The 22,525-nt window shown below is 42.9% G+C and carries 23 protein-coding genes; 10 read left to right on the top strand and 13 right to left on the bottom strand.

Translation table 11 applies throughout. The annotated features are described in order from the left end of the window. Nucleotides 1-7: 7 nt before the first annotated feature. Entirely contained in the window at nt 8-559 is a 552-nt protein-coding gene (locus N5E87_RS22160; protein ID WP_279775994.1) for a metal-dependent hydrolase, read from the bottom strand. A 13-nt stretch (nt 560-572) separates the two neighbouring features. Next, nucleotides 573-1,295 (bottom strand): hypothetical protein, encoded by a 723-nt coding sequence (locus N5E87_RS22155; RefSeq protein ID WP_279775992.1) that lies wholly within the window; start codon nt 1,293-1,295, stop codon nt 573-575. Nucleotides 1,296-1,681: 386 nt separating this feature from the next. Between N5E87_RS22155 and N5E87_RS22150 the strand changes: the two genes are divergently transcribed. The 6 genes from N5E87_RS22150 to N5E87_RS22125 all read left to right on the top strand — a co-directional run bounded on the left by N5E87_RS22150 (nt 1,682) and on the right by N5E87_RS22125 (nt 6,590). Then, nucleotides 1,682-2,365, top strand: coding sequence for a hypothetical protein (locus N5E87_RS22150; protein ID WP_279775991.1), 684 nt, complete (start codon nt 1,682-1,684; stop codon nt 2,363-2,365). 71 nt (nt 2,366-2,436) lie between these two features. After that, entirely contained in the window at nt 2,437-3,306 is an 870-nt protein-coding gene (locus N5E87_RS22145) for a recombinase RecT (protein WP_279775990.1), read from the top strand. A gap of 224 nt (nt 3,307-3,530) precedes the next feature. Next, complete coding sequence (locus N5E87_RS22140; RefSeq protein WP_279775989.1) at nt 3,531-4,511, top strand: recombinase RecT; 981 nt, start codon at nt 3,531-3,533, stop codon at nt 4,509-4,511. Nucleotides 4,512-4,574: 63 nt separating this feature from the next. Next, entirely contained in the window at nt 4,575-4,853 is a 279-nt protein-coding gene (locus tag N5E87_RS22135; protein WP_279775988.1) for a hypothetical protein, read from the top strand. A gap of 9 nt (nt 4,854-4,862) precedes the next feature. Beyond that, nucleotides 4,863-6,008 carry a hypothetical protein gene (locus tag N5E87_RS22130; protein ID WP_279775987.1) on the top strand — a complete coding sequence of 382 codons (1,146 nt, stop codon included), beginning with the start codon at nt 4,863-4,865 and terminating at the stop codon, nt 6,006-6,008. A 33-nt stretch (nt 6,009-6,041) separates the two neighbouring features. Beyond that, nucleotides 6,042-6,590: a hypothetical protein gene (locus N5E87_RS22125; protein WP_279775986.1), complete on the top strand. Its 549-nt coding sequence runs from the start codon at nt 6,042-6,044 to the stop codon at nt 6,588-6,590. A gap of 23 nt (nt 6,591-6,613) precedes the next feature. On the opposite strand, the gene N5E87_RS22120 is transcribed toward N5E87_RS22125, so the two are convergent. Next, the gene (locus N5E87_RS22120; RefSeq protein ID WP_279775985.1) at nt 6,614-6,859 is read right to left on the bottom strand and encodes a hypothetical protein; all 246 of its coding nucleotides are present in this window, start codon (nt 6,857-6,859) and stop codon (nt 6,614-6,616) included. 121 nt (nt 6,860-6,980) lie between these two features. Between N5E87_RS22120 and N5E87_RS22115 the strand changes: the two genes are divergently transcribed. The 3 genes from N5E87_RS22115 to torS all read left to right on the top strand — a co-directional run bounded on the left by N5E87_RS22115 (nt 6,981) and on the right by torS (nt 11,992). Then, nucleotides 6,981-7,658 (top strand): DUF2913 family protein, encoded by a 678-nt coding sequence (locus N5E87_RS22115; protein ID WP_279775984.1) that lies wholly within the window; start codon nt 6,981-6,983, stop codon nt 7,656-7,658. Between the two features lie 141 nt (nt 7,659-7,799). Further along, nucleotides 7,800-8,558: a two-component system response regulator TorR gene (torR, locus tag N5E87_RS22110; protein ID WP_279775983.1), complete on the top strand. Its 759-nt coding sequence runs from the start codon at nt 7,800-7,802 to the stop codon at nt 8,556-8,558. A gap of 524 nt (nt 8,559-9,082) precedes the next feature. Next, nucleotides 9,083-11,992 carry a TMAO reductase system sensor histidine kinase/response regulator TorS gene (torS, locus tag N5E87_RS22105; protein ID WP_279775981.1) on the top strand — a complete coding sequence of 970 codons (2,910 nt, stop codon included), beginning with the start codon at nt 9,083-9,085 and terminating at the stop codon, nt 11,990-11,992. 445 nt (nt 11,993-12,437) lie between these two features. On the opposite strand, the gene N5E87_RS22100 is transcribed toward torS, so the two are convergent. The 10 genes from N5E87_RS22100 to N5E87_RS22055 form a co-directional block, all read right to left on the bottom strand. Further along, nucleotides 12,438-13,418 carry a hypothetical protein gene (locus tag N5E87_RS22100; protein WP_279775980.1) on the bottom strand — a complete coding sequence of 327 codons (981 nt, stop codon included), beginning with the start codon at nt 13,416-13,418 and terminating at the stop codon, nt 12,438-12,440. A gap of 89 nt (nt 13,419-13,507) precedes the next feature. Next, a complete protein-coding gene (locus N5E87_RS22095; RefSeq protein WP_279775979.1) occupies nt 13,508-13,960 on the bottom strand; it encodes a hypothetical protein in 453 nt (150 codons plus the stop codon). A 283-nt stretch (nt 13,961-14,243) separates the two neighbouring features. Then, nucleotides 14,244-14,804, bottom strand: a complete 561-nt coding sequence (locus tag N5E87_RS22090; RefSeq protein WP_279775978.1) for a hypothetical protein — start codon at nt 14,802-14,804, stop codon at nt 14,244-14,246. Between the two features lie 85 nt (nt 14,805-14,889). Continuing rightward, entirely contained in the window at nt 14,890-15,360 is a 471-nt protein-coding gene (locus N5E87_RS22085) for a hypothetical protein (protein ID WP_279775977.1), read from the bottom strand. 425 nt (nt 15,361-15,785) lie between these two features. Continuing rightward, nucleotides 15,786-16,103, bottom strand: coding sequence for a hypothetical protein (locus N5E87_RS22080; protein WP_279775976.1), 318 nt, complete (start codon nt 16,101-16,103; stop codon nt 15,786-15,788). Between the two features lie 23 nt (nt 16,104-16,126). Then, entirely contained in the window at nt 16,127-16,774 is a 648-nt protein-coding gene (locus N5E87_RS22075) for a hypothetical protein (RefSeq protein ID WP_279775975.1), read from the bottom strand. A 114-nt stretch (nt 16,775-16,888) separates the two neighbouring features. Beyond that, nucleotides 16,889-17,434 (bottom strand): hypothetical protein, encoded by a 546-nt coding sequence (locus N5E87_RS22070; RefSeq protein WP_279775974.1) that lies wholly within the window; start codon nt 17,432-17,434, stop codon nt 16,889-16,891. A gap of 85 nt (nt 17,435-17,519) precedes the next feature. Next, nucleotides 17,520-17,795, bottom strand: coding sequence for a hypothetical protein (locus N5E87_RS22065; protein WP_279775973.1), 276 nt, complete (start codon nt 17,793-17,795; stop codon nt 17,520-17,522). A gap of 575 nt (nt 17,796-18,370) precedes the next feature. Next, complete coding sequence (locus N5E87_RS22060) at nt 18,371-18,844, bottom strand: hypothetical protein (protein ID WP_279775972.1); 474 nt, start codon at nt 18,842-18,844, stop codon at nt 18,371-18,373. A gap of 137 nt (nt 18,845-18,981) precedes the next feature. Beyond that, a complete protein-coding gene (locus tag N5E87_RS22055) occupies nt 18,982-19,248 on the bottom strand; it encodes a hypothetical protein (protein ID WP_279775971.1) in 267 nt (88 codons plus the stop codon). Nucleotides 19,249-19,356: 108 nt separating this feature from the next. On the opposite strand from N5E87_RS22055, the gene N5E87_RS22050 reads away from it, so the two are divergent. Further along, on the top strand, nt 19,357-22,374 hold the full coding sequence (locus N5E87_RS22050) for a Tn3-like element IS3000 family transposase (RefSeq protein WP_021740570.1): 3,018 nt from the start codon (nt 19,357-19,359) through the stop codon (nt 22,372-22,374). The last annotated feature ends 151 nt before the right edge of the window (nt 22,375-22,525 follow it).

The following is a 22,525-nucleotide window of genomic DNA, read 5'->3' as shown; positions in this document are numbered from 1 at the left end:
TCACCTTTTATATGTGCGCTACAAAGAAACCCTCTACTTCTTGCAGCACATCTATACCTAGCCAGTGCATTACTGCACCTGTGACCAAAATCATTGAGAACAGATACTCTATGAACCCTCCGGTTCGAAAAGTAACAGGACTCCTGAATGTTACTGTTAGCGGCCATAATAAACGTACACCAGCAGGTGTTAACGCATCTCCGATCAGATGAGCAACGAAGCCAAATGCTAAAGCAATTGCAACCGTTGACTGACCTGATAAAAGCCAAATACAACCGCCCAATGCCCAAATAGAATGAGTTATCCCACGGCTATGAGTACTCTCACTCCAAGGCAACACCCTCCGATCTCCTTGCAACAAACTTAATGGCACTGAGATAAATTTAACTCTGCGCCCCAGCAAGGAATCAGGGTGATCTATGTCCGGGAGCATTGCTCCCAGACCTACAACGAGTAATAGAAAGAGTGCTTCGAGTGGCTTTGGGCTTTGGTTTAATAAATATGGCTCAGCCAACAACCAACTAGCACAGGCAGTAACCACATGGTTTCTTCCAAGCATCTACCTCCCCCTATCAAATCGTGTTCATTGAGCTTGTTCCCAGCTCCAATACCTTATCTGTCTTTTCACCAACTTCTGATTGCGAATCTTCTTTGAAATTTTCCAAGGTACGCATATTACCTACGGCTTCTTTACGCTCATCTGCGCGACGACGGAGTTCAGCTTCAATTTCTGCGTATGCTTCTTTCGCACTAATCCGAGTTGTGTTAACAGCTTTTCTAGCAATGATTTCAGCTTGCTGTTCGAATGACAGATGAATCAGTGTGTAGACAGTGTATTTCCCATCATTTAGTTGCACTTCATTATCAACAGTGTTCACACCAACAATGTCGGCCGAATCGACAAACTTAGTCACAACAGACTCAGCATCTGACTCAACGTTTCCCTTTGAATCTGAACGCATGAATGCACGTTCACGGCCAGAAACTTCTTGATTTAAAGTTTTTGCCAGCGAGAACTCTGCATTGAGTTTTGCATGGTTCACCGAAAATTGAAGGTTATTGCTGGTGGCAGTACCTACTGCGTAAATGCCTGTACTATCGTTATGTGGCGGGTTAAGGAACCACTCAGGAACTGCCTCGAAGACTTTCTGTTCTTGAGCCACTTTAGCTTCATGAAGCTTTTGCTGTTGTTCCGCGTACTGTTCCATTGGTGAATTGCTTGAGCAGCCACTGACCAATAGACCAGAGAAGATTGCTGTAGCCAGAACTGTAATCTTAATATCCTTAATCATCATTTGTTCTCCGTCGAGTTGATTAACTCCTTCTATTTTACTCAGTTTGAAAATCGCGCAACCCCATGAGAAACAAGTGCCACAGATGAAATTCAAAACCTCGCAAATGCACCCACACTTAATCAAGGGGGGGCTGATTATGCCAATAAATTTAGAATGTGTAGTTAACAGATATGAAAAATTGTGAATAGCCAAACGAATCTACATGAAGTGCTTCCTACAGCCTCATAAAAAACTATTACATTCATAAGAGACCACTTTCGGCGCAACTCTAACACCTTCAAAAGTAGTTAGTAAACACTTTTAATCTATTGCGCGTTTTACAAGTTAAGCGAAGATTGATCTTAACAAGCTTACAAACTGACTTTTTTCAATTTAAGGCGTTTTAAATGACAAAGCCATTTCGTGATTTCATATCTGAACTAGAAGTGAAGTATGCAACTTCTTCATTTTTACTCTCTAAGTATGCTGGAACCCAAAAAGGTTATGTTGAGGCAGCAATTCGAGATACTAGTTGTAGCCTCCCTCTTAGGATGGCTGGCGCTGAATCAATAACTGATGCAGTTATGTTAGCGGGTAAGTTAGGAGTAAATCTTGACCCATCGGAAGGACTCGCTGAATTAGCGGCTTTTCAATCTAGTAGAACTAAAACAATAGGTTGCGTCTTAAACCTTAGTTTAGAAGGCATGATGGACGCTTTCTCACGAGTCAATGGGATGAAGGTCCACAGTTTGCAATCCGCAAACGATAGCCACCAGCTAAATTGGAAAGTTAATGAATTGAACGCATCGGTTTCAGTACCCAAACATCCGAAATCTGCACATAACTCAACAGGTGCTATTTGTGTCATTGAATTAGATACAGGTGACCGAATCCCAACAGTAATTAGACAAGATGAAATTATCCAATTAGCCAAATTAGCAAACCTTTCGCCAAATTCAGTATCTGAAGATTTTGCTCTTAAACAAGTTTTCAAGCGGGCTTTAAAGACCCTCGTTTCTCCATCAAACAGCCAGCTTAGTTATTTACAGCAAGCAGCAAAGTTGATTGACATATATCTATTTGAGCATTGATTTATTTGCCAAGAGAATTGCGCATCCTCACTTTAAACTAATGACAAAATCTGAACTCGAGACATAAGATCATGAACACATTCAAAAATGCATTACTAGCGATTGAGCAGGACTACCGTTCGATCGTAGCTTCAAACCGCTTCTTCCATTTAGATTTCGATGTAGAGTCTAAACTAGCTTTGCGAATCGTAGAAAACTTAGCTGATAGCCGTTTTCAACTTTCTAAGATTGATCCAAACAGCCTAGCACATGCTCTTTTTAATGCTGGCGCCCTTGGCGTGTCATTGTCGCCTGCCGTAGACCACGCGATCATTGCTGCAGAATTGACTGAGAATCGTGGCCGTTCAATTTGCCGACTCCACCTAACATACAAAGGCCTGCTGCACTTATGTTACGAAGCCGGTGCAATCTCGCATGTAACAACCTGGGTAATTCACCGGAACGACAAAGTGCGTTTGAGTAACGATATTACCTGTAAGCCTCAAGTTGACATTGAAGACCTATTCGGAGACCGAGGCCCGGTTGTAGGTGCTTTATGCACCATCTGTGTACCGAATGGAGATTACATAACTACAAAAATGTCCGCGGATGAACTTGATCAGGTTGCCATAATGAGTGGGAACGACGCATGGTTCGGTCCATTTGCAGATGAATTTCGGAAAAAGCAAGTTTTGAAGCGAGCATTAAGCACCATGGCAAGTACTCACCACGGCCGTTTGTCAGAAGCATCGAAGCACCTAAGTGAGGGAGATATGGATCTGTATGAGCGCACTGAAAGTAAGTCTACTCCGGCTAGTAATCTTCAGCTGTGTCCGACAAGAAATACCCACAATCATCAAACGCGAGGTGAAGCCGCATTTAGGTCTGGGAAAACTCAGAATGAAGTGCAAGTGGTACAGGGCAATAATTTACACCACCCTACCGGGCTCTACATTAATTGAAAAATGCAAAATTCATAAAGCCCAGTCACTTGACGGGCTTTTTTATTGGTTAAAAAAGGGCGATACATCTAATTGATAACTAATTGCATGAAGAGCAAATTCTTGAAATCAACAATTTATATTCGCTTGGGTACGAATCGAGTTCTATCGAATAAAAATAGGGACTTGCGCGATCAGCAACTTGGTTGAATCTATGGGTATCTATGTTAACGGGAACTTCAAAAATGCACAGACAAAACGGCGGCTCAGCTCCTATGCCGCAACCTTATTCAGATGGTCAACGGCAGCCTCACAATCATAATCAGCACGCATCACACGAGTTGTATGCGGCGCCAGGCTATCAAAATCAACAAAACCAACGACAAAATCATTGGCCACAACAAGGTAGCCCTGGGCAACGAAATCAGCGCCCTGTTGCTCAACCCGACTTCTCTGTGGTTAAGCGTATCTTGGAAAGCGCAAGGGACTGCTTTGAGAAGATCACAGCCACATCTGGGTTAGACATCAAGTTCTTTGAGGAATGCATTTACGCACAACAACTGATCGAAGCTAACTACAACAACTCAAAAGACAAGGCCTACACATTAGCATCAGCCCACGAAGATTCGATTCGAAATGCGCTGATCTTGGTTGCCAATAGTGGTCTTACTTTGAATCCTCAACTTGGACTTGCTTACCTAGTACCAAGATGGAACAACAGAGCTCAACGACTCGAGTGCCACCTTGAGCCGTCTTACAAAGGGTTGCGTCGCCTTGGTATAGACAGCGGCGCGATAGATTCAGCCGTTGCCGAACTTGTTTACGAACATGATGACTTCAAATGGAAGGACCGATTTTCCAAGCCACATCATGAGTTTGACCCATTCTGTATTGACCGCGGCCAATTGAAAGGAGGCTATTGCCTCGCCCGGCGGCTTGATGGAAGTTTTATTTGTACTCCAGTAAACATGGTTATGGTCAACAAAGTCCGCGCTCTCTCAAGGGGTGGAGTCTGGAAAGATTGGTTCGAGCAAATGGTAGCTAAGAGCATTATTCGTCAAGGGTTTAAAGATTGGCCAATCAACAGTTCAGGCCCAATGGCATTAAGGGGTATTGCAATGCAAGACTATCTTAAAAACGTCGATTCAAATACCGAAGAAATGGATGCGCTGAATCAAGGCAGTAGTTCAACTCTGCAGCATTTCAACGACCAGCATGTAGCATAAGATAACCCAAGACGAAGAAACACTTAGCCTCGAACTACGGGGCTAATAAAATGAGAACAAAATATGATTTCAGCGAAAGAAACTGACCTTCTGGCCCAAAAACTTATTACCATTTTCCTTAAAGATGTTGGGGTTAATTCTGCATCTGACGCTCAAAAAGCGCTTAATAAACTGGTTGCCGTCGCCACACAGTCAGTCGAAGTGGTTGTCGACCATAATGCTGCTTTGGACATGTTGGATGGAGTTCGAGCTGCAGCACAGACAAGACAGTACATTACTAATTTTGGTATTAGCCCATCAGCTAGCTCCATATTTTCAATCGCTCCCACAGCAATACAATGATGGTGAAAAATGAAACTTAAACTTGAGTGCTCAATTCTCTTTAAAAATGATAATGGCGACGCTGTAGAACTAAGAAGCCTGGAAGGTAAAAAAGGATTCCTAATTGAACTCATTTATACCAACGTTGCAGGAAATGTGACTAAAGATTTTAGTGAGCATACACCCTGTCCGATACCCGAAGGCAAAATCTATGCGGCGGTACTTCTTCAAGTTAGCACCCTCCTAAAGCAACAGTACAAAATACTTGATTCATCAATCCCCCTAGCATTTCCTGAGATTAGTTTTGATGACATTTCGCTACCGTTAATTGCACAAACAAAAGCTGAAGCAAGTAATTATGAAGTTTTAGCATCAACGGGTGGATACGTAGCTCAAGCGGTAACAGTTGGTGAGCCTGTTCGCTTGTACATTACCGCTAGCAATAAACACTTTGTGTGCATGAATGACAGGTTTGGCAAAGTAATGCCAATTCCTTGCATTTTGCTATCTACACTGGCCAGTTGGTTCGTAAATGGTGGAGTTTGCAATGCTATTTTGGAAGGCTATCTCACTCATCGAGGAGAGCTCTCGCTGACAGACATCCTCTATAACAATGGGTCTCTGACACAGCTTTCGACATTGGCTCGGTTTAAGATTTTATCCAAGGTGTCACTTCCAAAAGGATGTATATCGTTAGCACCATTCGGAACAAGCAAACAAGAATTTGATCAGCTAAGGCAGGCATGTTTCGATAGTGGGAAATCCATTATTCTCTCTGGAAACACTAATTTTAGTGAAGAAACAAAGAAGATCATTATTGATTTCAAAGAAGAAGCACAGCTGATGGTGATGGCCATCGACTACAACAAATACGAGGTAAAGCTTTGTGCAACCATAAGTAATGTTCCTATTGAATTGGGTCGCGCTCCGATTCCGAAAAAGATGGAACTACACCCATTAGACTGCGTTTCTATTAAGTATGGCAAAGTTGATGCTGGCCAACTTGTGCACGTTGAAATCATGACCAAACTTGATACAACAGAGCAAATCCCACTGGACCCAGTGCTCGCATATAAGCTGGGATTTAATATTCGACCAACCGAGGTAAATTCAAAGAACAATGAATCCCCACGACATATAGGCATACTTTCGGCATTGGATGCGGTACATGAATGATGTAAACTTCGCATTCAACAATGAGCGTTATATATGTCAGAACTAGCCAGTTATTCATCAATTGTAGTGTTGGGGGTCGGAACGTTGATCGCCCTCTATAAAGCATTCATCCCCCGACGCTCCTCCAGAACAGAGCAAAAGGAACAGGAGAATGCAACGAAATTCATGCGTAGAGCATTGCCAGAAGACGAATCTGAAAAAAAATTGTATCTGGCAATTCTTGAGCAACTAGGAGAATGCTTTCAAGTACAGTTCGGCACGAGCATCTCAACAGTGCTCGCCCCTGTGGGAAATTCAAACCTGCATGACTTGCCGATCGACATCCTGTTGGCTGACCCATCCTCACTTACTCCAAAGCTAGCGGTTTTCCTTACTGCCGGTGGCCGTGTTTGGTTGGGTAGCGGAAATAAGCAACTTGATGCTGTAAAGGCTCTCGGTGATTGTGGAATTCCTGTTATTAGCTTACCAAAGCAAGATTTTTACAATATCGATAAGCTGATAAGTGAAATACTCGACGCCCTAAGTCCGCCCTCTAAGAGGGAAGAGTTTTTCCAGAAAATTTGTGAAACAACTGAACCATAAATGGGCTAATCAGTGCCAATAAATTAGGTATCTGAAGCTTTAACAAACACTGCAGCCGCGGCGCTTACCAGTCCACCCGCGATCACAATGAGAAAATAACCGACCTGCTGTGTATCTGTTGGTTCTTCTTCGAAAGTGATACCGAGTGCTATCAATCCTCCGGTCAAAAGCGTCGCTGAAAATCGCTTAAGGAAAACTGGATATTTAAAGTAACTACAGAATGCAATGAAAACTATAGTGCTACATACAATCATGATCTCAACAAACAATTGAACGCCTCCTTATGGACATCATATTTTATACTGTTGCAAACCAGAGTCCGTTCAAGGTCTTACGCATTCTATATTTAAAGTGTTGTTTGCGTAAATGTATTTTTTAGGAGTTTAAGTCATGAACAATTTGTTCAACAGAGGTGAAGCTGCCAACAAGCTTGGGCATATGGCCTGGTGCGCCCTTGTAGCATTGCAAATGGCTCGAAAATACGATCAACTCCCCATTAATAATAGAGTAAAAGCTAACAAGTACCTTGGGAATTGGGCGAAAAAGGCTCTACGCGAAACTCGCTTCGGCATTATCATGAATAAGGAACTTGAAATCTGGGTTCACACGGGACTCATGAACGCCGGCATTTCAAATTTAGAGAAAAATCTTGAAAAGGTGTATCAACAGCATATCGAGGTTTCTCGAAAATCAGCCTGTTTTCCTGCAAGCTTTAAACGGCGAATTCAGAATGCCGCGGGAGAACTGACAAAGCTTGGATGGGATATCAAAATTGGGCTCATCCGAAACTGGGAACATGAGGGGGAATTCGTCCCTGAGAATGAGCATACTGCCATCATTCTTAAAGAGCATATTGATTTGTTTGACAACGTTGGTCGATTCGATAAACCAATAGCATTAATGGTAATCAGCAATGATGTTCAAACATTGATAGATATTTTTTATCACTCAGGCATTCTTTTATACCGCCAAGGGCGAAATACTATTAACGGAAGGAAGCAATACAACTTCAGCATCTGGCCTGGCAATCAAGCGCCTCAAATGCTGAAAGCTGAACTAATCTCATAACCCATCTGACGGCCCGATATTCGGGCCATTCATGCAAAGTAATCAACCTCTTCACCTCTTTTATATCGTTAATAAGACGATCGGTATATACTACCGTCAATTATTTGGCATATCGAAATTGCTGTGTTGGGGAAATTTCATATGAGCTATAAAGCTCTCATTGTTGAAGACGATCCAGTTTTACGGACGAAAATAGCTCACTATTTTAAGGAAGAAGCCCAGTATGAAGTCTTCCAAGCCGACAATGGTGAGAAAATGAGAACGATACTCGCGGAACATCGTATCGACCTTATTTTACTAGATATTAATTTACCAAACGAAGACGGTATTCTGCTCACAAGGCATCTACGTGCAACATCTGACATAGCAATAATTATGGTCTCCGGCCGTAAAGATCCAATCGACCGTCTATTAGGGCTTGAGATGGGAGCTGATGATTACGTTACTAAACCGGTTGAAATGAGAGAGTTACTTGTCCGAGCTAGGAATTTACTCTGGCGGATACAATTAACACGCGACGCACTTGAGAAAGCTGAAGCAGCATGGGCACAACTTGAAAAAGATGAATCTAAATTCCATTTTTTGGACTTCGTTTTTGACGTACAAAAAAGGCAACTGTTCAAATGTAGGGAATTGGGCAGTCAGTTAGTTACTGAAGAAGTCAAAGTCACTAAAGCAGAATACGAGTTGCTGGTAGCGTTTATCACTCATCCAAATAGAATATTGGGCAGAGAGCGCCTTCTTAATTTGATATCTCATAGAACCGAGTCTCCTAGTGACCGTACGATTGATGTGCTAATTCGAAGACTTCGAAACAAGATGGAGATAGATGCAAGAAACCCTAAGATTTTTACCACTGTACATGGTGAAGGCTACATGTTCGCGCCAGAGGTATTCTAATTTTGTTTTTTCCGTGAGACATAGTAATTGGGCTGAAATCCTGCTTCGTTTAAGATAAGCGAAGAAAAATCCCGCAAATTTTCTTGATTGTTCTTCAACACATCTGGCCCCATATTTCTTCAGTGTTTTTACGATCATGGTGACGAACATCTTTGTTTACTGAAAGCATCCCTAGTGCAACCATTTGGTCTGTCATAGGTCCACAAAATTTGCCTCTGATTAATCCATTTTAAGCTGAAAATCCTAGGCAATCGCTCGAAAAGCAAGGACATTCACGCGGTGAGCTAACACATAAATTAACCGCTGTTTCGAAGTTCCCTAACGGATGCGCAATTTTTCTCGCACATTTGAGATTGACTCGAATGGAGGTTCGAAACACTTTACAGTCCCTGCTAGGCATGATCCTGATAGTTATTGAACTGCAACTTTGAAGCTTATTGCGAAAGTGCAAAGCATATAAATGAATTGCTGTTTTATAATCGTGCATATTCGGTTCAATTGCCATTACGTCTTAATTATGTCTTTTGTGCCTTTATTATCGAAAATTACATTCTGATGGAGAAGAAATTCTGAACATAAATTTAAGCATCGGACCAAGACTAATGGTCGCTTCCTTAGTTATATTTTCGCTTTATGGATTGGCTTCATTTGTCTGGTGGTATTCCTTTGCAAATATTAACGCCCAAGAGAAGACGATTGTTGAAGATACATTCCCTGGTCTTTTGATGGCAAAAAAATTAAACGAACTTAATGACAGACTTATGTATACAGCTCTGTTAATGAGCGCGGCTGATAACGATCGCGAACTTTCTGATAACAATGATGCAATATCAAAGCTTTCAGAAGATCTACATCAAATAATAACTCAGCTCGAACCTCGTTTGAAAAATGATTACTTAAAAATAACATTTAACAGATTCGTAAATGAACTCAATGGTGTCTCTTTAACTGCTCACAGACTCGTATCAATTGAGAATGAGTTATTGCATATCGGGGCAGAAATTGGGACATCAGTAGCCTTTATTTCCGAAGCTGCTGCAGAGGAAACCACAAAATCAAGGTATTCAGTCGATTCTTCTATATCAGGTCTAAATTTGCTAATTCAGACAAGGAAAAATAATGAAGAGTTGTATAGGGCATTGAATTATTTACGTGATGTAGAAATAGACATGGCGTACCAAATGGTTTTTATTAGTTTTGCTGGACGAAGTATGGAAGTCCAACTTAATGAAGCCGTTCGTGCAAATTCTCACAAGCAAGTTGATGATTACCAACGCCATATCCTACGTCTTCTATTGGAGGTTGAAAATCGAGTTGACTCTATTTTAGACCCATATAAAAAAGCCAAACTAATAGATGCAACAAATCGGATAAGGGGAAACAGTGAAGTTTATTTCAAGCTGCTCAATGCCCGCATTCAGACTCGTGACCAAATTACTTTAAGACAGATTAACCAAACCAAACTCCTCGAGGAGCTAAGTTCGAAGGTTGAAACAATCGTTCGGAATGCTCACCTTGACGCCAAAGAGTCGATAGCTAGCGTTTCAAAGATAACGGAACAAACACTGAGAATGCAGACGTATTTCTCTATTTTCTTCTTTTTGGTTTACGCCCTTACCATCAGGGATATCTATCAAAATGTTATCAAGCGCCTTAACGATATGACCGCAGCCGTTAGAAAGCTTGCAAATGGTGACCTCGGAGTAGCAATACCACAAGGCGGAGAAGACGAAATTTCTGAGCTATCTAAAGCTCTCCAAGTTTTCAAAGGCACCGCTATAGAACTTCAAGTGCATCAAGACGAACTTAAGAACATTGTGCGGATACGAACAATTCAGCTTACAAAAGCTAATGCAGCACTTGAAAAGGAAGTCGGAGAACACGCTAAGGCCAGACAGGAGGCTGAGACGGCTAATCGTGCTAAGTCAGCCTTTCTTGCACACATGAGCCATGAAATCAGAACTCCGATGAATGGTATTGTTGGTACACTAGCCCTCCTGGAGGAAACCCCGCTTAATAATGAGCAAAAGCAATATGCGCTAACAATCTCGAAGTCAGGCACCATTCTCATGGGCATTCTCAATAACGTGCTGGATTACTCCAAAATCGAGACTGGTCACTTTGAGCTCAACGAGAAATCTTTCTGCATTCGGGACACAATCGAAGATGTCATGAAAATGATGAATGCCCGGGCCCAAGAAAAAGGGATTCAAATGTCGTTTACCGTTGGTGATCAAATTCCTGACTGGCTTTATGGCGATCACGGGAAATTAACTCAAATACTCTTAAATCTCGTTGGGAATTCAATCAAATTCACTGACAGCGGCAGTGTCAGCATATCAGTCCAAATTCGGAATGAACCACATGATGGCCATGGATTATATTCGTTTGAAGTTTTGGATACGGGCACAGGTATCTCGGAACATGAACTGAACAAAATTTTTGAGCCATTTGAACAAACACAACATTCTGCTGGTGGCACTGGCCTAGGACTTGCAATCAGCCAACGGTTTACCGCGATGCTGGGGGGTGACCTGAAGGTCAAAAGTGAACTAGGAAAATGCACAACCTTCGAATTTATAATCCCCCTTAAGCTTGGAGAGCCTAGCGGTCAAAAGCAGGGCCAAATCAGCCATTGTGAAAAAGTACCTGAACTCAACATCCTTCTGGTTGAAGATAATGATACGAACGTTATGGTAGCAAATGGCTTCCTTAAGAAGCTTGGCCATAAAGTAACCACTACCATGAATGGTGAACTTGCAAGGAAGGCTATTAGCGGTACCGAATTTGACATGATTCTAATGGATATTAACCTCCCTGATATTGATGGGGTATCTCTAACCGCTGAACTACGCGACATTGCTAAACGTAGAATTCCAACCATCGCATTTTCTGCTCATGTTTTCCGTCATGAAGTCGAAGCGTACTTGAATGCTGGCTTAGATGGCTTCATAGGGAAACCCGTTAAAATTGACGTTTTGACAAGGACTATTTCCCAAGTCTACTTTCTCGAGAAAGCATCCACCCTGCGGTCTGATGAACCGAACTATCTTACATCTGCGACAGAAGTTCCCGAACATACTGAACCATTGTATGACCCGGCAATTCTTAATGCCGACTTAAGTGTATTAGGCAGGGAAATGGTCATCGAAATTGTTTCGACCTTTATAGAACACACAAAATTCCTATACGAAAAAATATTGAGCGAAGACAATACGTATGAGCTTGAGAAAGCCGTCCACAGCCTTAAAAGTTCTTCTGGAACCGTGGGCTTAATTGCTCTGGAAAAGGCCTGTGAGGCATTGGAGAGAGCCTGTAGGACAAATGAAGATGCCTTAGTGATAGATAAGCACGTAAAAACAGTGCTACTACTCTACACGCCCTCTGTAGATCAGTTGGCAGAAGAATTCGAAATAAAAAAAAACCAAGGGTGAATGCTGTTGCATTCTGATGTCCGAAAACATCCCCTTGGTTTTTAGTTACTTCTTGATTATTAGAGACTGGCATTCGGGAACTCATGCAGAGTTACCGGCCATGCCTCAGGTCGATTTATCTACATCAACATTTTACTATTGTTGTAGCTTTCTATGACTGCTAAGCGGAGCCTTAGAATTAGTTTGCTGTTTTCATTGACCCGAAGGAAGGAATAATCCAACCAGGGTGAAATTGTTAGAAAATTTAGAGAAATTAGCTTTGGGACGCGACAAGCTCAACGTGATCTTCCGGCGTCCAATTGTCATCGAATGACTCTCTAAGTGAAGTTTGGTCTATGCTGCCAATTTCCACCCCGATTCTGTCTTTCAACAGTTTTGCTACTTCTCTTTTGAAATTAATAAAGTTAGTAAATTGCATAATTACCTCAGAGTTGAATCGTGCTAACTAGATGTTTGAAAATCCGATGGAAGCTGGCAAGCTAGATAACTCCAAGCCTGACCACATTGCAAAATCACGAGCCGCGGCAATTTGTTCAGCTTCTTGAATTAAAAGCGCTTCAACCCTTGCTCTTTCAGCTTCAGCCTCACGTTCTGCAACTGCCCTTTTTTCAAGGTATTCTTGACGGAGGGCTTCTTCACGAGCTGCTTTACGTGCATCTCTTTCGACATTTCGCCTGTCTAGTAAGATTCGAGCTTCATCAACTGCCAAAGCGACCTGTGTACGCACTTCGCATCCGTAATTTCGCATCAATTCTTCATCTTTGCTCAGAATGCAATTTCCAAGATAAGTCGTTGCAAGGGGTAAATCTGAATCCTCATCACACAGGTCGAATAATTCGACTTTCAGTTCAAAGAATTTATCTCCACCATTAATTATTCCTTGCATGACCCTGTAATCAAACTCCAAGTCTTCTTCATCATTTGACCCAAATAGATCAAACCAATCGGAATTTGTCTTGCTGACGACAAGCTTGAGTCGACCCAGACTACGCTCTATTGCGACTTCAGGTTCATCAACAGACGGTGTTGCTTCAAGATACTTATAACCTTCGTCCATCAAGCGACGCTCGATTGATTTCAGGTCATCATCAATACTACTGATAAACACTTCACATGCAGCCATTTCAAAGCTGGTTAGTTCAGGGTCACAGTTGTAATCACACAGTTCTGCGCAATATTTTCCACCAGCACTCACTACAACGCCCTTACTAAGTGCCCGTTTAACGGCTGCTTTGTGTTTTCCAGCCATAATACGATCACACAAGATAGTTGCATCTGCTTCGCAAATGATGGCATGAGGGAACTCTATTCCATCACCTTGGCAATAACTTAGTTGCCAGCCAAAAGCATTCTTATTAGCGATGTCATCATATCCAAGCTTAGAAAGTTCGTGTTTGAAGTAAGCGGTTAATGTTTTTAAAGTCATAATTCCTCCACAGATTTATTTTGTGAAGGGACAAGGCAATCCCCTTGAGGAGAATGGCTTTCCCCTCAAGGGTTTTGGTTTATATAAATTTATCGAATCGATTTCATCATGCTATTGCTGATGAAGGCTTGACGCCGACCAGAGCGCTCGTAAGCACATAGATCAAACGTCCATACCTTCACAACACACTTAACTTTGTGAATAAATGGTGACTTCGTAAAGAACTCTCTTACCATCACTGTTGAAGTTGGCTTTAACATGTCAGTACCAACCATTGGGCAAGTAGATCCACCAGCTGCAGTAATTTGTGCATCTGTAGACTTCCCTCCCCAAGGAGCCGGTACCGGGTTGAAACAAATATCGTATTCATCTTTCGAATCGTTTTTGAATCCCAAAATCACACCGAACGAACCAGCTGGCGTATCCGATGTGTAAATTGAATCTTCTACTTGAACAAAATCTCCGGGCATTGGAGTACAAAACAAATCGTTAAGTACACATGCTGGAGTATCGTTGGCCGCAGTTTGGTTAGTTGTTTTCATAGCTATCCTCCACAAGAATGGTGCAGAGGGCTTATTGAACACACTTTCCCCCAAGGGCAGCGGTTCAGCCCTCAAGGGTTTAGGTTTAGGTTTTAATCAATTAAATAGGCTTAGTAGATGCCGAATAAATTAAACAACGCGTAGATAGGGCGTGAAATAATGTATCCAGTTGGTATACAAGCTGCTAGTAAAATGATGTCCATGATTGCCTCCACAGGAAGTTGAGAGGCAATACTCCCGACTGGAGTAATTGCCCCAGTTGGGTTGGTTTTTTTTGATTAAATTATGAAACTCTCATGCCCGCATATCTGCGCTTTTCATGCAACTTTGGTAACAAATTGATAGCGCGGCGCATGACCTCCTCCATCAGTTTGTTTTTCCCAGTAAACCAAGTAAGCCAGCTATCCCAGTTCATTGGTTCAGTGCCATAAGCAGGATTCTCGAATATGGAAGAAGTTACATTTGCATCGGTTAAGAGATTTGTAACTTTAACAATCAAGTCATCTGGTGATGATATGATGTCAAATTCGATTGGTTCCTGACTGATCAGCTTAGATGCGTTTGCAGCATTGATTTCCTTAAAACTATTGCAACTTAAGCCTTCGATGATAAAGAAGCGGCAAGATGGGTCATTTCTGATGTAGTACTCTAAGTGGACTGGGTTCGCACCTTTTCGCAATGGAAAAAGTAGTGAACCACTATCTCGAAGCATCCACACATACTTGACGTTTTCGTACTTCTTCAAGATCTTAAAATCAGCTTCAACATCTTCCTTATAGAAGCGCGGGAGCTCGATTTGTTGGACTTGAGCATTCATCATTTCAATAGTTTTTTCGATAGACATAGTAAATCTCCACGGTTTTCAGTTTGGTAAAATCGAGGGATTACTACCCCGAGGGAAAGTACCCCTCGGGTTGGTTTGCTACAATTTAAGCAGCTCGATTACCCCTTGTCATAGAATCTAGGGTATTCATAAAGTTGCCTCTGTGTAGGGGTTCATTAGAAAAGCAGAAGTAGCCAAAATCGATGTACAGTTCTTCATCGCAGAGCATTTCTTTGATTCTGGTAAAAACTGCAGGGTTAACACCAGTACTTGCATTTTCCAAAGCATGTTCCGCAAGAGCATCTAACTCAAAAGTGCTAAGCATTCGTTTATCATATTCAATGTTCTTAGCGTCACAGACTTGGCAAAAATCCTGGTCGCATGAGTGATGTCCGCAATGCTCACAATTAAGTGTATAGTCCTTATTTATTGAGCCACTATGGCATGTTTCAAAGATATGCTTTATCGCTTGCATATTGCAGCAAGGGCATTTCTCTTCGTAACGGTTGCCATCATGGTCAACAACGTGTTCGATGATGAATTGATTGTACTCGGCTGGGGTCATTATTCCTGACATGGTATTTCCTCCACAAATTTGGTTGATTGCAAAGGGAAACACCAACCCAAAGGGTTAATGTTACCCTCTGGTAGGTTTATATGCTTGCTTAAAGACTAAGATAGAACTTCGTGTTTGAGCCCTGTAAAAAATGATGAACCGTCGACCCCGCAAGTAAGCTCCCAAGGAACATTAAGCGGTGAACACGGCTCTCCATCTCTTGTATAAGTATGTAGTTCATAACGAGGCAATCTGTATTTTTCATACTGATGCCCATGATCGATAATCACATACTTTCTACATTCTTGGTCTTCTACATACAGTCGGCAGTTTCCCGAATCATAGGAAATTGCCGTAAGTTGCTTTGGTACAGACATTTACTTTCTCCATATTCACATTCTTTGTTAGACATCAATGTAAGCGACCAAATAGATGGCTTACGACTTCTATTTCAAAGCTTCGGAAATAAGGAGGTCCCCCATTCGATCTGCCGCTCTTAGGAATACACTCAAAGTGAAGCAGGCCGAAATTGGATCCATCAAATGAGAGAATGTCTCACCCCAAAAGGCTAATTCAACCCCGACAAAAATCAGTTGGATAAAAAGATATACACCTAGGTAGAACAAAAACAGTTTTGATGTACTGAATTGACAAAGGACGAACAACTTTCGTTCAAAGCTACCCTCTATCTTCTTTAAATCCAAACCGTTACGGATAAGCTGGACTGACTTATTAGATTTCAAAGCATTAGTAATATTGCGCATGTTGTTGTTCCTGACGAGTTCGATTAAGCATGTTGTAGAGTAGATAGGAGCTGGTTGATTTCTGTTTGAACAACAGAGCCATCAAATTCACCCCGAACACTCTTTAACTTTTTACGGATAGTAAGACGTAACTTGGCAAGCATCGAATCGCGCTGGCGCCAATCTACATAACCATTCTCATCAAACTCACGAATCACTTCAGTAGCTACATTTCGAATCATGGCATTAAGGCCTTCATCAATTTGCTGCTCTTCTGAAGCTTCAGGCTTTGTTTCACATGCCTCGGTATTTTCATAAATAAGCTGTCCATCTTCCATCTGCCTTAGGGCCTTACGGAGATAGTCAACATCCTCAACCTTTGAAAGGCCAAGAACGTAAGCAACGTGTTGAGCTTGCTTACTCAGTTCTTCTTCAGATAGTTTCTTTCTGATTAATATTGAATCTTCATCGACTTCAACAAAGTTACCCCCGGCCATCAATGTGTTAAATACATCATCACCAGAACTTTGTTGGCGACTACCATGTTTCAACTGAAAACGGCTGATATTGGTAATTCGCTTCTCAGGTGGTAATCCTTCGATTGTACGTTCAAGAGTGGTGTAACCCTCTTCGATCGCATGAATCACAGTTTTACTTTTGGGGTCTACGAAAATACGAGTTAGATTTGTCATAGGTGCTAATCCACAGTTTTATGAAATTCGAGGAAAACACCTACCCAAAGGGTTGATGTTTACCCTATGGTTTAAATGGTTTGGTTTGTACTTGCTTAGTAGGTATGAACGGATTTAGTCAATCTCGGAATCATCCGAAACAAACAGGTCAACCTGCGTGTCTGATTTTTCACTGAATAAAGTATATAGCGCAGAAAACTCAGAAGATTCACGGAGCTTAGATAAACAGGCAGCCGCTTCAACTTGAGAGCTATATTCCTTTCCATCTGCAGTAAGCTTATGGATGCGATCTTCAAATTCAATATAAACAGAAAACGTCATATCATTTTTCTGAGCAAGGTTCTCATCTGGTACATCTAACAACTTTTTCACTTGGGTTAGTTCGTCATCAAGACACCAAGTAACATGTGAACGAGATGGACTTGTAACTGCGTGAATCACAGTTTTTAAGTCCGTCAAGGTAAAGGAAGTAACAAGACGATTTACTCGAAGGTGTCCGAGATGTCGTTCTTGTTGGTCTTTACTCAAGAAATGCTTCGCTTCTTCACGAAGGCGTTCAGGTATTGCAACAATTTCATCGATGAAACGCTGTGTACCTGACATTTGCTTGATAACATTTTCGTTGAAAAATGGGTAGTGTGAGATTGGTTTGATGTTCATAGTTTGCTCCACAGTGATTATGAGGGAAAACTATGCCCTTGAGGGTAGTTTCCCTCTTGGGTTGGTTTAATAAATATTTGTATCGTTAGGCGAAAGCCTTTAGACACTCTTCACGACAGTTTTCTACGTTCCAGAGCGGATCGTTAATGCTTACATCTACTTCTTTATCTAGTTCAGGATAAGCGATGCTTACATGAGTGCAATATAGAAGGTATGGAATGCATTCTCGGCTAACTGAATGGCAATAAGCGCGGTTAACTTCAAAGGCGTTCGAAATTGAAGATTCAAGCATGGCAGCACCAATAAATTTTTTTCCGTAATAGAAATAAGCTACTGGTTGTGCTTGCTGAGATAGTGTCATAGTGTTTCCTCCACAGTAAAAAGTTACCGAAAGGAAATACAAATATTAAATCCTTTAGGGGATTAAAATGCATCCCTTAAAGGTAACGGTTTTGGTTAATATCCTATCTATCCGTTGTTAACGAGTAGACAGTTTTAATTTGTTCAAAATGGGTGTTGAACAGGTCACCAGAACTAATTTTAGAGTAGTGTTCCACCTACTTAACTCAACCAAAGCCATCACAGAAAGAATCTGAAAGGGTCTTGGTTGACATCCTTACGAATTAACAACAATCAGCAATCCAAGAGAGGAAGTGAAAGGAAGCATTAAAGCTTCGAAATGGTAATCTGCAAGGTTTTGTAAAGTCGTAACAAAAATGTTTTAAATAAGACAGAGACTATCCCATTTAAATCATTCTAGCTATTGGACACAAGCCTTGAGAGCAAAAGCTCTCAGGGTTTGTGCTGCCAGGAACCGCATCTTACTAAAGTTCTTGGTCGAGGTCGATCCTAATTAAACGCATTATTGTGAACGTGTAAGATTCCAGCACCCACACATTACATGAGACTCACAGCGTATTACTCTAAAAATGAAATTTATAGCTCTTCTGAAAATACTTCTAACAATTCAAAATCCCAGAATGCCTTACCAATTAGACCTAATGTTGTCTCAAAAACAACGGCCATTTTGCTCATGCTTCTCGGGTTTTGATACAGGCGCACAGACAGGACTTTATAACCTGCGGCACCTGAGCTATTTTCAAGAACACTCCAGTATGAGTAGTGACTATCATGCGGCGTAGCAGTGAACACCACGCGAGCAAAGAAATCACCAGCTAAAAGCCCTGTCCTGGATTTCAACAAACTCGCCACACTCGACAATTCACTATGCAGTTCCCAATTGAATGAATCAATCTGGTTTGCCATTGTACGATTATGATTTGAGCATGAGGAGTCGGCAAAAAGTGAATAAAATGTGTTAACCAAGGTAGGTTTGAGCCAGCCCTTATGACACGTTCTATTGCCGGTAGCAACTAAACTTCTCTTCATCACAGAGTGTAGATTAAGCATGGCAAACACCCACAAAATCGGCACAAGCATTAACAGGTTTATATTTCATTTATTTCCTCCGAAATGATTCGAGCGGAGGTAAACGCACCCGACTGGGAGCGATTACCCCAGTTGGGTTGGTTTATTGATTTATTGGTTTATTGCAGCTTTTCAAGCTTCTTGGTGATGAGGGAAGGACTAAATTTCCCAGACCATTCAAGCTGCTTTTCAAGTTTCACTGATTTGCGCATTATAAGGCGTTTACTTTGCCCGTTTAACTCTTTGTGCGCTCTGCAATGAAGCTCCTCAACTGCTAACAAAAAGAGAATATCGCTCATTGCTAATTTCAAATCCTCTTTGAGCTTAATTTTATTAATTAATTTTCTACCTAGGGGTTCTAGGGATTTTCCGTCCAAAAACGACAAAGTGCTCTGGAGGCCCCGCCGTCTGTGGCCTCCAGAGGGGTATTACTTTTTTCGAGATCCCTATTTGGGCTCTGTTTGAGTAAGATTTAGTCTTTTTGGGCTAAATCCATGGCATTCGAAGAACGTGTCCAAATCTTGTCCGAGGCAGAACAAGATGAGTTATATGGACCCCCCGCTTTCACCTCCGCCGACCAACGCTTCTTTTTCTCGCTGAACGATAAGGAACTGGCGATCGCTAAAAGCCTCCGTCATCGGGGCCAGCGTTACATGCTGGTGGTACTGCTGGGCTATTTCAAAGCCAAGCCGGTGGTGCTGAATCCCGGCTTTCATCAGATCAAGCAGGACCTCAAATACGTTTATCAAACCGTTCTACCAGGCCCAGGCTGTAGACCCTTTAATCTCACGCCAAAAGAGAACGAACGGATTTACCAACGTGTTTTCCAGCTCTGCAACTACCAGCGCTGGAATGTCAAAGACCATGGAGCGGCGTTGAGAGATTACTTATCCCAGCAAGCCAGAGCCTGGACAGCGCCTAGGCACCTCTTCGATGCGGCCATTGAATATTGTTCGGGGCAGAAGATCGCAATCCCTGCCTACAGCACGCTGCAAAAGATCATCAGTCAGGTGGTGGGAGACGAACAGGAACACATGGCCGCGCACCTTGAGCGTGCAATGTCACGCGGTCTTAAGCAAGCACTGGCGGAGCTCGTGAACGGCACAGGTCCACTGCCGTTCCGACAGTTGCGACAATCGGCTCGTAACTTCACCGGAACCGAGTTGGAGAAAGAACTGATTGTCTATCGCCATATCCAGCATTGGATGCCGGAAGTGGATCTGCTGTTGAGCACGCTATCACTGTCGCAGAAAAATCTGCAACACCTGGCAGAGAAAGTCGACTACTACGGTGCCAAACTGAAACGTCAAACCGTAGGCAGCCAATGGCTGTATTTATTGTGCTATCTTCAAACGCGATGGCAGCAAGCGCTGGAACGTATTGCCGATGGCTTTGTGCATCATGTCAGACAGACCAAACAGAAGGCAAAGGATTATGCGCAGGAAGCGGTGTTTAAGGATTGGCAAAAAGCAGCTAAAAATGTCAGCAAGGCAGCTGAAGTACTGCACCTGTTCATTGATGACAGCATTGATCTGCAACTACCGTTTGCAACAGTAAGACAGCAAGCACTGAGCCTGCTGACCAAAAGGGATCTGGAATCTGTATGTCTCTTCCTGAACGAGCAGCGACGATCGGTCGATGAAGCCATGTGGCAGTACTGCGACGAGAAAGAAAGTCTGCGGAAAGGTTTGCTGCGAGAGTTGTTCCTATGTCTGCGCTTCGAAGGCTGCGACGGCACCCAGCACTTAGCGGCCGCCTTGGCGAAAACACAAAACGAACTCAACGGCCAGGACGCTCAGTTGCAAACTGCCGACACCAGACTCCTTTCCAAAAAATCACGTGAATTCCTGCTGGATGGTGAAGGGAATATCCTGATCGATCGTTATGAGTGGTTCCTCTATCAACAGATTCCTGATCGCCTGAATGGCCAGCTGACGCTGCCTGATATCACTAAATACCGGGCACTCGACGCCGACCTGATCGACGGGGAACATTGGCGAAAAAACAAATATACGCTGCTTCAACAGAGCCATTTTACAAAATTAGCGGAGGAGCCTGAAAAGCTGATCAAACAGATGGCCATGGAATTGGATACCCGTTTGTACGAAGTCGGCGAATATCTTGAACAGGAAGACAACCGGAATATCATCTTGCGTAATCCGCAGGGTAAACGCTTCTGGCGCCTGCCTTCGGCCAGCAAACATCATCTGGTCAACAATCCCTTCTTCCAGCAAATTCCCACAACGGGGATTGCGGATGTACTGCGCATGGTTGATCGTGACACCGGTTTCATTGACTGCTTCGCTCATGTGCTGGGTTCCCAATCCAGAAGCCGTTCCCATGAATATGACCTGTTGGCAATTCTGGTCGGCAATGCAACCAATCAAGGCATTTACGGCATGGCACAGATCTCTGATCGTACCTATGATCAGCTCAGCACTATCCAGGCGAACTATCTTCGCCTGGAAACATTGAATGCTGCTAACGACAACATCAATAACGCGACAGCCAAGCTACCCATCTTCCGGTACTACAACATCCAGGAAGATGTGATCCACGCCAGTGCCGATGGTCAAAAGTTCGAAGCCCGGCGCGAGACCTTCAAAACCCGTTATTCGTCGAAGTACTTTGGCACTCAAAAAGGTGTTTCTGCCATGACCTTGATCGCCAATCACGCTGCGATCAACGCCAGAGTGATCGGCGCCAACGAACATGAATCGCACTACATCTTTGATTTGTTGATGAGCAATACGTCAGACATCATTCCGGATGTGCTCTCAACCGATACCCATGGGGTGAACCATGTGAACTTCGCGTTACTGGATCTGTTCGGATACCAGTTTGCCCCACGCTATGCCCAGGTTGGCAAAGTGATCAATGACATGTTTGATGTCAAGGAAGACAAAGAACACCGAATTCAGCTGTGCTTAAAAAAGCCAATCAATACCCATCGTATTGCGCAGCACTGGGATACCATCCAACGGATTGCAGTATCACTTAAGCAGCGGAAAACAACGCAAGCCACCTTGGTGAGAAAGCTCTCGGAGTACAAGCGCAATCACCCGCTGCTGGAAGCCCTGACGGAATACAATCGCCTGGTGAAAGCGAATTATCTACTGTGCTACATCGATGATGCCAGTTTAAGAAACTATGTTCAGCGCGCGCTGAACCGGGGAGAGGCCTATCACCAACTGCGTCGGGCCGTGAGCAGCGTCAATGGGGATCAGTTCCGGGGCAGTTCAGACGAAGAAATCCAGCTATGGAATGAGTGCGCTCGCCTGGTCACCAATGCCATCGTTTACTTCAACTCCAGGATACTCAGCCAGCTGTTGACCAGCTTCGAATACCAAGGAGATACCAAGAGAATAGATATCGTCAAACAGGCATCCCCTGTGGCCTGGCACAACATTAACCTCAAGGGGACTTACCACTTCGAATTGAGCGAAAAATTGCCAGATCTGGAGGAGCTTATGCGCTCAATCGAGGGATATTTACCCGTCAGCGAAAAGTAATACCCCTCTGGAGGCCACGGACGGCGCGGCCTCCAGAGCACTTTGTCGTTTTTGGACGGAAAATCCCTAGAACCCCAGATTGGAAAGAGTTGGTCGAGCACGGTTTTGACGATATTGACCCGCAAGGCTATTTCACAGGCAAGCATCCGAA

The sequence above is a fragment of the Shewanella sp. GD03713 genome (assembly GCF_029843705.1).
GTDB lineage: Bacteria > Pseudomonadota > Gammaproteobacteria > Enterobacterales > Shewanellaceae > Shewanella.
This window is presented reverse-complemented; position numbering and strand designations above follow the sequence as displayed.